This is a genomic window from Plantactinospora sp. BC1 (assembly GCF_003030345.1).
Taxonomy (GTDB): Bacteria; Actinomycetota; Actinomycetes; order Mycobacteriales; family Micromonosporaceae; genus Plantactinospora.
On record NZ_CP028158.1, the window covers coordinates 1533705 to 1546464 of the forward strand.

The window sequence follows — 12760 nt, forward strand, 5'->3', positions numbered from 1 at the left end:
GGCCGTCCTCCGGTCAGGCTTCCAGTACGACGGCCAGGCCCTGGCCGACGCCGATGCAGATGGCGGCGAGGCCCAGCCCACCACCACGGCGGTGCAGTTGCCAGGCGAGCGAGCCGAGGATGCGTGAGCCGGACGAGCCGAGCGGGTGGCCGAGGGCGATCGCCCCGCCCTGCGGGTTCACGATCTCGGGGTCGAGTTCCTTCCACTGGGCCAGGCAGGCCAGCGACTGGGCCGCGAACGCCTCGTTCAGCTCCACCACGGCCAGGTCCGACCAGCCGATGCCGGCGCGCCGCAGCGCCTCCTCGGCGGCGCGTACCGGGCCGATCCCGAACAGTTGCGGTTCGATGCCGACCACGGCGCGGGAGACGATCCGGGCCAGCGGGGTCCGGCCGGCCGCCTCGGCACCGGCCCGGTCGGCGAGCAGCAGCGCGCTCGCCCCGTCGTTGAGCGGGGAGGAGTTGCCGGCGGTTACCGTGCCGTCCTGCCGGAACACCGGCTTGAGCCGGGCCAGCGCCTCGGTGCTGGTGCCCGGCCGGATGCTCTCGTCGGTCTCCAACTCGGTGCCGGGTACCGCGCTCACCTCGTCGGCGTACGCCCCGGCGGCCCAGGCCTGCGCGGCGAGCCGCTGGCTGCGTACGGCGAAGGCGTCCTGCTCGGCGCGGGAGATCCCGTACCGCTCGGCGAGGATCTCGGTGCACTCGCCGAGCGAGGCGGTCCACTCGGCCGGCATCGCCGGGTTGACCATCCGCCAGCCGAGGGTGGTGGAGTGCAACGTCTCGTGCCCGCGCGGATAGCCGGTCTCGGGCTTCGGCAGTACCCAGGGTGCCCGGGTCATCGACTCGACGCCACCGGCGACGCAGATCGAGGCGTCGCCGACCGCGATCGCCCGGGCGGCGCCGATCACCGCCTCCAGGCCGGAGCCGCAGAGCCGGTTGACGGTCGCGCCGGGCACGGTCGGCGGGAGCCCGGCGAGCAGGACCGCCATCCGGGCCACGTCGCGGTTCTCCTCGCCGGCACCGTTGGCGTTGCCGAGCAGTACGTCGTCGATCCGGGCCGGGTCGAGGTCGGGGCTGCGCCGGGTCAGCTCGCGCAGTACGTGCGCGGCGAGGTCGTCGGGGCGTACTCCGGCGAGGGCGCCGCCGTACCGGCCGATCGGGGTGCGTACGGCGTCGAGGACGTACACGTCGTTGGTCACCATGTCTCCTTACTGCCGGGGTCGCCGGGTCGGTCCGACGCTACCGGCGGTCGTCGTCATGGGCCCCCTCGACGCGTCCGGTCCACCGGTCAACGCCCGTTCGACATGCGGACTCCCGTGCTTATGACGAACGTAATCCCCGCCTCCGGATCCGTCAACGAGGTCCCGGTGCCGCTCGGCGCAGCGCCCGGTGCCGTTGCGGATAAGTTGCGGGGCGCTGGTTGACGTGAACTCGGTCACTGTGCCAACGTTCCAAATGAGAACATTCGTTCGGCTAGCGACCACCACCACCCCTCAGGGCTCCTTCGGGAGCCTTTCAGCCCGGTCCCGACAGGACCGCCGGACGCCGGGAGACCCGATGCGCCGTCTCGCCGCCACCAGCACCGCCGTTGCCGCCCTCCTCGCCGTCGCCGCCTGCGGATCCTCGTCCGACGACCCCGCCGGGGGCGGATCCGGCGGCGTGGACCGGGTGAAGGTCGGTGCGATCCCCATCGTGGACGTCGCCCCGCTGCACCTGGGCATCGCGAAGGGCTTCTTCAAGGAGCAGAACATCGAGGTCGAGGTGGTCAACACCACCGGCGGCTCCATCGCGGTGACCGGCGTGGTCAGTGGTCAGTTCGACTTCGCCTTCGGCAACGTCGTCTCGCTGATCACCGCCCGCTCGCAGAGGATCCCGGTCAAGGCGATCACGGTGGGGAACTCCTCCACCGGCAAGCCCGGCGCGGACTTCGGCGGCGTCGTGGTACCGCCGGACAGCCCGATCACCGACGCGGCCGGCCTGGCCGGCAAGAACATCGCGATCAACAACCTGAACAACATCACCGACACCACCACCCGGGCCTCGATCCGCAAGGCCGGCGGCGACCCGTCGAACATCAAGTGGACCGAACTGCCCTTCCCGGACATGCCGGCGGCGGTGCTGGGCAAGCGGGTCGACGCGGCCATGGTCGTCGAGCCGTTCTTCACCATCGCGCAGAACCAGGGCGCCCGGGTCGTGGCCTACAACTTCGCCGAGGCCATCCCGAACATGACGGTGGCGGCCTACTTCTCCACCGAGCAGACCATCGCGCAGAAGGCCGACCTGACCGGGCGGTTCAAGACCGCGATGGAGACCTCGCTGAAGTACGCCCAGGAGCACCCGGACGAGGCCCGCCAGGTGCTCCAGACGTACACCAAGATCGAGCCGGCGGTGGCCGCGAAGATCACTCTGCCGGCCTGGCCCGCCGAGATCAACCGCGAGTCGGTGCAGACCCTGGCGGACCTGATGCTGACCGACGGGCTGCTCAAGGAGAAGGTCGACGTCGCGGAACTGCTCCCGTGACCCGAGCCGCCACCGTGCCACCGCCCGCCGCGACCGCACCGGCCCCGGCCGGCCGGTCCGGCGGGACCGGCCGGCCGCGCGGCGACACCGCCCTGCTCGGACTGCTCGGCTTCGCCGCCTTCCTGCTCGTGCTGGAACTGGTGCCGAGGCTGGGCCTGGTCTCGGCGAACTACCTGCCACCGACCAGCGAGATCGCGGTCGCCCTCGGCGAACTGCTCGGCGAGTCCCGGTTCTGGACGGCCGTCGCCGACACGCTGCGCGGCTGGTTCCTCGGCCTGGCGATCGCGGTCGCCCTCGGCGTGGTGGTCGGCTTCGTCCTCGGCACCGTGCCGGTGCTGCGCGAGTTCACCGCCTCGACCGTCGAGTTCCTCCGGCCGATCCCCTCGGTCGCGCTGATCCCGCTCGCCGTGCTGCTCTTCGGCACCGACCTGCGCTCGGTACTGCTCCTGGTGGTCTACGCCGCGTTCTGGCAGGTACTCGTCCAGGTGCTCTACGGCGTCCGGGACGTCGACCCGGTCGCCCGGGACACCGCGTACACCTTCCGGCTCAGCCGGTGGGCCCGGATCCGGCACCTGCTCTGGCCGACCGCCCTGCCGTACCTGCTGACCGGGGTACGACTCGCCGCCGCCGTGGCGCTGATCCTGGCGATCACCGCCGAACTGATCGTCGGCGCCCCGGGGCTGGGCAACGAGATCAACCGGGCCCAGTCCGGCGGCGCCGTCGACACGATGTACGCCCTGATCATCGTCACCGGCCTGCTCGGGGTGGCGGTCAACGTGCTGGCCCGGCGCCTCGAACGCGCGGTGCTCTCCTGGCACCCCTCGGTACGCGGCGAGGGCACCCGGTGAAAGGTGACGTGCGGCCAGTGAGCGGTGACGTGCGGCCGGTGAGCGGTGACGCACGGTCGGTGAGCGGTGACGTGCTCCGCCGACCGGGGGCGGGCCGGGGGCGACGGATCGGGGCGGCCATCGGCCGGGCCCTGTGGTGGAGCGCCGCCGTCTTCGGCCTGCCGTTCGGGCTGCTCGCCCTCTGGTGGGTGCTCTCCGCCGACAGCGAGACCTTCTACCTGCCGCCGCTGTCGGAGATCCTGGCCAGCTTCGACGACGTCTGGTGGCACAGCGACCGGCTCCGCGCCGACGTGCTACCGAGCCTGCTGCGGCTCGCCGCCGGCTTCCTGCTCGCGGTCGCCGTCGGCGTCGGGCTCGGCGTCCTGATCGGCTCCTTCCGGCGGGTCCGCGCCTTCTGCGAGCCGGTGCTGGAATTCCTCCGGGCCATCCCGCCGCCGGTGCTGGTGCCGGTGCTGATGCTCTTCGCCGGCTTCGGCAACACCATGAAGGTGCTGGTGGTGCTCTCCGGCTGCGTCTGGCCGATCCTGCTCAACACGGTGGAGGGGGTGCGGGCGGTCGACGAGGTGCTGGCCGAGACCTGCCGCTGCTACGGCATCCGTGGCCCGGCCCGGCTCTGGCACCTGGTGGTCCGGTCCGCCTCCCCGCAGATCGTCACCGGCCTGCGCCAGGCCCTATCGGTCGGCATCATCCTGATGGTGATCAGCGAGATGTTCGCCGCGAACAACGGGCTCGGCTTCACCATCATCCAGTTCCAGCGGACCTTCGCGGTCACCGACATGTGGACCGGAATCCTGCTGCTGGGTCTGCTCGGCTTCCTGCTCGCCATGCTGCTGCGGCTCTTCGAGCGGTCGGCCCTGCGCTGGTACCTCGGCCTGCGGCACTCCCAACGAGACGATGGGCAGCGATGAACCCGACAGATCCCCGCCAGGGCGGCACCGAGGCACTGCTCGACGTCCGCGCACTGCGCAAGGTGTACAGCGGGCGCGGGCGGTCGGTCGAGGCGGTCCGGGACCTCACCTTCTCCGTCGGTGCCGGCGAACTCGTCTGCGTGGTCGGCCCCTCCGGCGCCGGCAAGACCACCCTGCTCAAGTGCATCGCCGGCCTGCTCCCACCGACCTCCGGCGAACTGCTCCTGGAGGGCGCGCCCGTGCAGGGTCCGTCGCCGGGCATGGCCGTGGTCTTCCAGGAGTACGGCCGCAGCCTCTTCCCGTGGATGACGGTGCAGCGCAACGTCGAGCTGCCGCTGAAGCAGAAGAAGCACCTGACCCGGTCCCGCCGGCAGGAACTCGTGCAGGAGGCGCTCGCCGCCGTCGGCCTCGGCGACGTGCCGGGCGCCTATCCGTGGCAGCTCTCCGGCGGCATGCAGCAGCGGGTGGCGCTGGCCCGTGCGGTCGCGTACGAGCCGCACATCCTGCTGATGGACGAGCCGTTCGCCGCCGTCGACGCGCAGACCCGGGCCGACCTGGAGGACCTGGTCCGGTCGCTGTGGCGGCGGCTCGGCGTGACCATCCTCTTCGTCACGCACGACATCGACGAGGCGGTCTACCTCGGCCAGCGGGTACTGGTGCTCTCCGGCTCGCCGACCGTGGTCCTCGACGACGTGGCGATCGACCTGCCGGCCGAGCGGGACCAGCTCGGTACCCGCTCGTCGGCCCGCTTCGCCGAACTGCGGGCCCAGGTGTTCGGCCAGATCCAGCGGGCCAAGAGCGGCTGGAGCACCGGCACCGGGCCGGCCGACGGGAAAACGCCGGCCCGCCAGCCAACGGACGCGGGAAGCCGATGACCACGGTCCGGGACGCCACCCTGGCGGTGCTGCGCCGGTACGGCGTGGACCGGATCTTCGGCAACCCGGGCTCGACCGAGGTGGCCTTCCTCGCCGACCTGCCCGACGACCTGACCTTCGTACTCGCCCTGCACGAGGGTTCCGTGGTCGGGATGGCCACCGGCCACGCGCTGGCCACCGGACGGCCGGCGGTGGTGAACCTGCACACCACGGCCGGCCTGGGCAACGCCGTCGGGGCGCTCGCCACCGCCCGGGTCAACCGGGCCGCACTGGTGGTGCTCGTCGGGCAGCAGGACCGCCGGCACCTCGCCGCCGAGCCGTTCCTCGCCGGCCGGCTCGACCAGCTCGCCGGCCCGTACCCGGTCTGGGTGGAGCAGCCGGTGCTGGCCCAGGACGTGCCGGCGGCGGTACGCCGGGCCTGGCACGAGGCCACCCTGCGGCGCGGCCCGGCCCTGGTGGTGGTGCCGATGGACGACTGGACCGCCGAGGTCGACCCGTCGCTGGGCCGGGCCGCGCCGGAGCGGGTCCACCCGCCGGTGCTCGCACCCGGCCCCGCGCTCGACGAGCTGGCCCGGCTCGTCGACGCCGCCACCGCCCCGGTGCTGGTGGTCGGCGCCGGAGCGGACGACGGGGCGACCTGGGACGCGCTGACGACCCTGGCGGACCGGATCGGCGCACCGGTCTGGCAGGAGGCGTTCGGCGCCCGGGCCGGATTCCCGCAGCACCATCCCCGGTTCGCCGGTCACCTGCCGGCCGCCCGGTCCCGGCTGCGCGCCACGCTGGACGGGCACGACCTGGCCCTGGTGGTCGGCACCGCCGCCTTCCGGCAGTACGTCTACGAGCCCGGCCCGCTGCTGCCGGCGGGCCTGACCGTCGCGGTGGTCTCGGCCGACCCGGCCGAGGTGCACCGCAGCGAGGCGGAGTTCGCCGTACTGGCCGACCCGGCCGCCTGCGTCGAGGCCCTCGCCGCCCGGGTGACCCGACGGAACCGTCCCGCCCCGGAGCGCCCCGGCCCGGCTCCGGTGCCGCCACCCGGTCCCGGCGAGCCGCTGCGGGCGACACACGTCTTCGCCGCGCTGGCCCGGCGGTTGCCGGCCGACGTCGTACTCGTCGAGGAGACCCCCTCCACCCGACCGGACCTGCACCGGATGCTGCCGGCCCGGCAACCGCGCGGCTTCGTCAGCGCGGCGATGGGCGGCCTCGGGTTCGGGCTGCCCGCCGCGGCCGGACTGCGGCTCGGCGACCCGACCCGGCCGGTGGTGGCGATCCTCGGTGACGGTTCGGCGCTCTATGCCGTGCAGGGACTCTGGAGCGCCGCCCGGTACGGCTGCGGCGTGCTCTACGTGGTCCTGGCCAACGGCCGGTACGCGGTGCTGGACCGGCTCACCGAGCAGTACGGCGGCAAGCCGCCCTGGCCGGCCTTCGGCGAGGTGGACGTGTACGGGCTGGCCCGGTCGTTCGGCTGCCCCGCCCGGCGGATCCGGACCCATCCGGAACTCCTCGCCGTGCTCGACGAGGTGGTGCCGGGCCTCGCCGAGCGGACCGAACCGCTGCTGCTCGACGTGGCCGTCAGCCCGGAGCCGCACTTCGCGCCGTGACCCGCTCCGCGTCGCCGAGGCGGCGCACCGCCACCACCCCAGGGAGGTTCCGATGACTCTTCTCGACTCGACCGACTGGCACGGCAGGATATTCAGCGACGGATGGGTCCGGGCCGACGGCGGTGACGCGGCGGTACGGGAACCGGCCACCGGCGACGAGATCGGCCGTACCGGGATCGCTAACGCCGCCGACGTGGCCCGGGCCGCAGCCCGCGCCGCGCAGGCCCAGCGCGACTGGGCCGCGACCCCCTACGACAAGCGGGCCGCCGTGCTGCGCCGGGCCGGGCGGTTGTGGGAGGAGCACGCGGCCGAGGTCGGCGACTGGATCGTCCGGGAGACCGGTTCGGTGCCGCCGAAGGCGACCCTGGAGACGGATACCGCCGCGCAGGAGTGCTACGAGGCGGCGGCGCTCGCCTCGCACCCGCTCGGCGAGATCATCCAGAGCGCGCAGCCCCGGCTCAGCCTGGCCCGCCGGCTTCCGGTAGGTGTGGTCGGGGTGATCTCCCCGTTCAACGTGCCGGTGATCCTCGGGGTCCGCTCGGTCGCCCCGGCGCTGGCCCTGGGCAACGCGGTGCTGCTCAAGCCCGACCCGCGGACCGCCGTCGCGGGCGGGGTCGCGGTCGCCCGGATCTTCGAGGAGGCCGGCCTGCCGCCGGGGGTACTGCACGTGCTGCCGGGCGGGCCGGAGGCGGGCGAGGCGCTCGTCGCCGACCCGCACGTCCGCCTGATCAGCTTCACCGGCTCGACGTCGGCCGGCCGCCAGGTCGGGCAGGCCGCCGCCCGGCACCTCAAGCGGGTACTGCTGGAACTCGGCGGCAACTCGGCGCTGGTGGTCCTCGACGACGCCGACCTGGAGCTGGCGGTCTCCGCCGGTGCCTGGGGTTCCTTCCTGCACCAGGGGCAGATCTGCATGACCACCGGCCGGCACCTGGTACACGAGTCGCTGGCCGACGACTACGTCGAGCGGCTGGCCGAGAAGGCCGCGCACCTGCCGGTCGGCAACCCGGCCCGGGAGCACGTGGCGCTCGGGCCGATCATCGACGAGCGGCAGCGCGACAAGATCCACTCTCTGGTCACCGGCAGCATCGACGCCGGGGCGACCCTGGTGACCGGCGGGACGTACGAGAACCTCTTCTACCGGCCGACGGTGCTCACCGACGTCACCCCGGCCACCCCGGCGTACGCGCACGAGGTCTTCGGCCCGGTCGCCCCGGTACTGCGCTTCGGCGACCTGGACGAGGCCGCGAAGCTCGCCGCCGACAGCGAGTACGGCCTCTCGCTCGGCATCCTCAGCCGGGACGTGATGAAGGCGCTGGCCTTCGCCGAGCGGGTGCCGAGCGGCATCGTGCACATCAACGACCAGACGGTCAGCGACGAGGCGGTCGCCCCGTTCGGCGGGGTGGCCGCCTCCGGCAACGGCCCCCGGCTGGGCGGGACGGCGGCGAACCTCGCCGCGTTCACCGAGACGCAGTGGGTGACCGTGCAGGGCGACATCACGAGGTACCCCTTCTGAACCGCGAGTCTCCGGTCCCGGACGCCCGGGCCGCCGAGCCGGGCGACGACGCCGGCTCGGCCGCTCCGGGCGGCGGGCGGTTCGGAATGGGCCGGGGCGGCTGGCTGACGCTGCTCGGGCTGGTCCTGCTGGCGTTGAACCTGCGGGCGGCGATCGCGGCGGTCCCGCCACTGCTGCCCGAACTCCAGGTCGACCTCGACCTGGGTCGGAGCGCCGCCGGGCTGCTCACCGCCCTGCCGGTGCTCTGCTTCGGGCTGCTCTCCCCGTTCGCCGCGCTGCTCGGCCGCCGGATCGGCATCGAGTGGGCGCTGCTCGCCGCGATGCTCGGCATCGTGCTGGGCAGCCTGACCAGGACCCTGCCGCACGCGGGCTGGATGCTCGCCGGCACCGCGATCATCGGCGCCGGGATCACCATCGGCAACGTGCTGGTGCCGAGCGCCGTCAAGCAGCACTTCGCGGGCCGGCCGGGCCTGGCGACCGGGTTGAGTACCGCCTCGATGACCACCGGGGCGACGGTGGCGGCGGCGGTGAGCGCGCCGCTGGCGTACGCGCTGGGGTGGGGTTGGCGGGGTTCCCTGCTGGCGCTCGGCGCCTTCGCCGGGGTGGCGGCGCTCGGCTGGCTCCCCCAGGTGCGCCGCCGGCACACCGCACCGGCCGCGGAGCCGCCGCAGCCGAGCGGCCGGGTGCTGCGCTCGCCGGTCACCTGGCAGGTCGCCGTCTTCATGGGGACGCAGTCGATGCTCTACTACGCGATCCTCACCTGGCTGCCGAGCCTGCTGCGGGACCAGGGCGTCGCGCCGACCCGGGCGGGCGCGGCGTTGGCGCTGTTCAACCTGCTCGGCATCGGCACCGCGCTGGTGGTGCCGACGCTGGCGGTCCGCCGGCCCGACCAGCGCGGGCTGGCGCTGGTGATCTGCGCCGGCTGGGCGGCCGGGGTGCTCGGCCTGCTGGCCGTGCCCTCCTGGTATCTGCTCTGGACGGTGTTGGCCGGGCTCGCCCAGGGCGCCGCGCTCAGTCTCACCCTGATCCTGCTGGTGCTCCGGGCCCGGACACCCGGGTCGGCCCGGCAGCTCTCCGGCGCGGTGCAGTCGATCGGCTACCTGCTCAGCGCCGCCGGGCCGGTGCTGGTCGGCGCGCTCCGGGACGCCAGCGCCGGCTGGGGCCTGCCGCTCGCCGCCCTGGTCGTGGTGACGGCGGTGATGGCGGTCAGCGCACTCGGTGCGGGCCGGGACCGGCAGGTGTGACGTGCCGGCGGCCCGGTGGTTCAGGAGAGTCGCGAGAGATCGGTTCGGGAGAGTCGCGAGAGGTCGGGGAGTGAACGATGCGTACCCAGGTCGGGATCGTCGGGGCGGGGCCGGCGGGTCTGCTGCTGTCGCACCTGCTGCACCGGGCCGGCATCGGGTCGGTGGTGCTGGAGTGCCGCAGCCGGGAGTACGTCGAGCACCGGGTCCGGGCCGGCGTGCTGGAGCAGGGCTCGGTCGACCTGCTCCGGCGGTGCGGGCTGGGTGAGCGGCTGGACCGGGAGGGGCTCCGGCACGAGGGCATCGAGCTGCGCTTCGGCGGTGCCGCACACCGGATCGCGATGACCGAGCTGACCGGTCGGGCGATCACGGTCTACGGGCAGCAGGAGGTGGTGAAGGATCTGATCGCCACCCGTACGGCCGCCGGGGGTGACCTCCGGTTCGAGGTCGAGGACGTACGCCTCGACGGGCTCGACTCCGACTCGCCGGTGATCCGGTTCCGGCACCACGGCCGCGACGAGGAGCTGCACTGCGACTTCGTCGCCGGCTGCGACGGCTCGCACGGGGTGAGCCGGGCGAGTGTGCCGGCCGGCGAGCTGACCGAGTACGACCGCGGCTATCCCTTCGCCTGGCTCGGGGTACTCGCCGCGGCCGCCCCGGCGGCCGAGGAGCTGATCTACGCCCACCACGACCGGGGGTTCGCGCTGCACAGCATGCGTTCCCCGGAGATCTCCCGGCTCTATCTCCAGGTCGAGCCGGAAACCGATCTGGCGGAGTGGCCCGACGAGCGGATCTGGGCCGAGCTGCGTACCCGGTTGGAGACGGTTCCGGGTTGGACGCTCAACACCGGGCCGATCCTGGAGAAGAGCGTCACCGGGATGCGGAGCCTGGTGGTGGAGCCGATGCGGTGGCGGCGGCTCTTCCTGGCCGGCGACGCGGTGCACATCGTGCCGCCGACCGGTGCCAAGGGGATGAACCTGGCGCTGGCCGACGTGACGCTGCTCGGCGACGCGTTCGCCGCCTGGTACCGGGAGGGCCGGGACGACCTGCTGGACGGCTACTCCGACACCGCGCTGCGGCGGGTCTGGCGCGCCCAGCACTTCTCCTGGTGGATGACCTCGCTGCTGCACCGGCTGAACACCGACGACCCGTACGAGGCGAGGTTGCAGCTCTCGACGCTGCGCTACCTCACCTCGTCCCGGGCGTATGCCACCAGTCTGGCGGAGAACTACGTCGGTCTCCCCGAGGTCTGATCAGGGGGTGGCGGCCACCGTGGCCGGCTCCTGGGCGACGCTGCGGCCCCGGCGCCGGGCGAGCGCCGCGTCCAGCGACCACCGTCCGCCGCCGAGGGCGGCGACCAGCAGGAAGGACCAGCAGAACAGGGCGGCGGTCTCGCCGCCGTTGTTCAGCGGCAGCAGCCCGTCGGGCTGGTGCACCACGAAGTACGCGTACGCCATCGAGCCGGAGCAGATGATCGCAGCGGGGCGGGTGCTCAGGCCGACCAGCACCAGCAGTCCGCCGACGAACTGGATGAGGGCCGCGTACCACCCGGGCCAGGTGCCGATCGCGATCGCCTCGCCGCTCCCCCGGTTGCCGCCGAAGATCCCGAAGAGGGAGGCGGCGCCGTGCAGGGCGAACAGCAGGCCGAGCACGATCCGGAACAGCGTGGTCACGAGGTCGGTGACTCGGGCATTGGACATGGGACACTCCTTGCGACTAGCAGTAATAGCTGTTGGGTCCCACGGCAGAGTCACGCTATCCATTCACATTGATAGCTGTCAATAGCCTTCCCGATAGGTCCTTTACCCGCCCCCTTGCGGCCGCTCAGGACTCGCAGGTGAAAGGCGAGACGAACGAGTCGCGCCGTTCAAATTGGAAAAGTTCCAATTTGAACGGCCGATCAGTCCGACCGCACCGGGTCGGTCACGTGGATGGTCACCTCGAACCGCCGCGCCGGGCGTTCCCCCGCCTCCCAGCCGCGCGACAGCACCAGTCGCAGCGCGGTCCGGCCGGCCCCGGTCGCGGTGAACCGCAGCTGCCTGCTCCCGACGCCACCCCACCCCTCCCGCTCCGGCCGGAACGAGTCCCCGGCCGGGGCGAGCACCGCACTGTCCACCGCGTCGAGCTGCCACCGGTAGCCCGAACTGGGCGTCTCGGCGAGCTGCACGACCACCAGATCCCCCGGTGCCGCCGGATAGGACCGGCCGGCGTCCGCCTCGGTCAGCTCAAGGCGCGCCACGCCGTACCCCGATCTCGGCGCGGCGGGCGGTTCCCCGGCCGGCTAGTGCGGCAACTCCACCGCACAGCACGCCTCTCCCTGATCCTGAAGCAGCCCGTCGAAGTCCCCGCGCTTCATCTTGAACCGGCCACCCCAACCCCAGGCCGTCCCCCAGGAGTTCTGGAAGAGGTATGCGTCCTCGGACTCGATCCGGTCGAGCATGAGATAACAGTGCCCGCCCGCTCCGGCACCGGTCGGCTTGACGAAGCCGTTCTCGTCCGGATTGAACATGTCGGCGGTCCAGGCGGTGCCCACCACGATCGAGCCCTGGTTGTCGATCCATTCGTCGATCTCCGCAGTGGTGCGCGCGAAGGCGAACGCGGCGAGCCGGCCCCGCTCCCGGACGGCGAGCGCCCCGGACCGGACGGTCGAGCCGTTCTCCTTGCCGGGCTCGCCGTCGATCACCTTGGCCTCGTAGTAGAGGGCGTGGCCGTCGGCGTTCTGGTAGGTGCCGGCGACCGGCATCGCGTCCACCCAGCCCGCCCAGCCGAACCCGACGCAGTGGCCCGTCTGCCCCTGGTCGAGCTGTACGGTCAACTCCCAGGCCGGCGCCCTGTCCCGGCTCGGGGCCGGGGTCGCCGTCGGCTGCCGCTGGGTCCGCAACCAACGCCAGAAGACCAGGTACGCCCGCCAGTCCGAGAAGTACGGCGTCTCGGTGAGCACCTGCTCCACCGTCATCTGCCGGATCGACTCGGCCGGCTCCGCGATCTCCAGCAGTCGCGGGATGTCCCAGTCCCGGGGGTCGGGCCGGTAGAGCCGGCCGAGCAGCTGCGGACCGGGAATGCTGCCCGCGCTCGTCTCCGGCGGATCCACCGCGAAACGCCTCTCCTGTTCCATCGACTCGCCTCCGGCCGGGCCCTGACGGGCGGTTGGACACCGACGGCGTCAGGCCAGCCCGGACATCGCCGCAGAACCCGTCCCGTAGCCGCCGCGGCACCCATTGTGCGCCCTGGGGGCAATCCGGTGGGTGCGATCCGGCGAGT

General features: G+C 73.0%; 12 protein-coding genes. 8 read left to right on the forward strand and 4 right to left on the reverse strand.

Annotation, left to right across the window (positions count from 1 at the left end; all coding sequences use genetic code 11):
* Nucleotides 1-13: 13 nt before the first annotated feature.
* On the reverse strand, nt 14-1198 hold the full coding sequence (locus tag C6361_RS06490) for a thiolase family protein (protein ID WP_107267111.1): 1185 nt from the start codon (nt 1196-1198) through the stop codon (nt 14-16).
* Between the two features lie 355 nt (nt 1199-1553).
* Here C6361_RS06490 and C6361_RS06495 point away from each other — a divergent pair, with 355 nt between their 5' ends.
* The 8 genes from C6361_RS06495 to C6361_RS06530 all read left to right on the forward strand — a co-directional run bounded on the left by C6361_RS06495 (nt 1554) and on the right by C6361_RS06530 (nt 10752).
* Complete coding sequence (locus tag C6361_RS06495) at nt 1554-2516, forward strand: ABC transporter substrate-binding protein (RefSeq protein ID WP_107267112.1); 963 nt, start codon at nt 1554-1556, stop codon at nt 2514-2516.
* Nucleotides 2513-3364, forward strand: coding sequence for an ABC transporter permease (locus C6361_RS06500; RefSeq protein ID WP_234359370.1), 852 nt, complete (start codon nt 2513-2515; stop codon nt 3362-3364). Before C6361_RS06495 ends, C6361_RS06500 begins: the two co-directional genes overlap by 4 nt.
* A 38-nt stretch (nt 3365-3402) precedes the next feature.
* Nucleotides 3403-4272: an ABC transporter permease gene (locus C6361_RS06505; protein WP_234359371.1), complete on the forward strand. Its 870-nt coding sequence runs from the start codon at nt 3403-3405 to the stop codon at nt 4270-4272.
* Nucleotides 4269-5147: an ABC transporter ATP-binding protein gene (locus C6361_RS06510; protein ID WP_107267113.1), complete on the forward strand. Its 879-nt coding sequence runs from the start codon at nt 4269-4271 to the stop codon at nt 5145-5147. Before C6361_RS06505 ends, C6361_RS06510 begins: the two co-directional genes overlap by 4 nt.
* The gene (locus C6361_RS06515; RefSeq protein ID WP_107267114.1) at nt 5144-6745 is read left to right on the forward strand and encodes a thiamine pyrophosphate-dependent enzyme; all 1602 of its coding nucleotides are present in this window, start codon (nt 5144-5146) and stop codon (nt 6743-6745) included. The genes C6361_RS06510 and C6361_RS06515 overlap by 4 nt, the downstream gene beginning before the upstream one ends.
* 52 nt (nt 6746-6797) lie before the next feature.
* Entirely contained in the window at nt 6798-8258 is a 1461-nt protein-coding gene (locus C6361_RS06520) for a benzaldehyde dehydrogenase (RefSeq protein ID WP_107267115.1), read from the forward strand.
* Nucleotides 8216-9502, forward strand: a complete 1287-nt coding sequence (locus tag C6361_RS06525; protein WP_159079214.1) for an MFS transporter — start codon at nt 8216-8218, stop codon at nt 9500-9502. Before C6361_RS06520 ends, C6361_RS06525 begins: the two co-directional genes overlap by 43 nt.
* 77 nt (nt 9503-9579) lie before the next feature.
* A complete protein-coding gene (locus tag C6361_RS06530) occupies nt 9580-10752 on the forward strand; it encodes a 4-hydroxybenzoate 3-monooxygenase (protein WP_107267117.1) in 1173 nt (390 codons plus the stop codon).
* Here the strand turns inward: C6361_RS06530 and C6361_RS06535 are convergent, their stop codons facing one another.
* From C6361_RS06535 to C6361_RS06545, 3 genes are all read right to left on the reverse strand, one after another.
* On the reverse strand, nt 10753-11199 hold the full coding sequence (locus C6361_RS06535; protein WP_107256345.1) for a DoxX family protein: 447 nt from the start codon (nt 11197-11199) through the stop codon (nt 10753-10755). It lies immediately after the preceding gene.
* 200 nt (nt 11200-11399) lie between these two features.
* On the reverse strand, nt 11400-11738 hold the full coding sequence (locus C6361_RS06540; protein ID WP_107267118.1) for a protease inhibitor I42 family protein: 339 nt from the start codon (nt 11736-11738) through the stop codon (nt 11400-11402).
* Between the two features lie 42 nt (nt 11739-11780).
* Nucleotides 11781-12455 (reverse strand): C1 family peptidase, encoded by a 675-nt coding sequence (locus tag C6361_RS06545; protein WP_369931410.1) that lies wholly within the window; start codon nt 12453-12455, stop codon nt 11781-11783.
* Nucleotides 12456-12760: the final 305 nt, after the last annotated feature.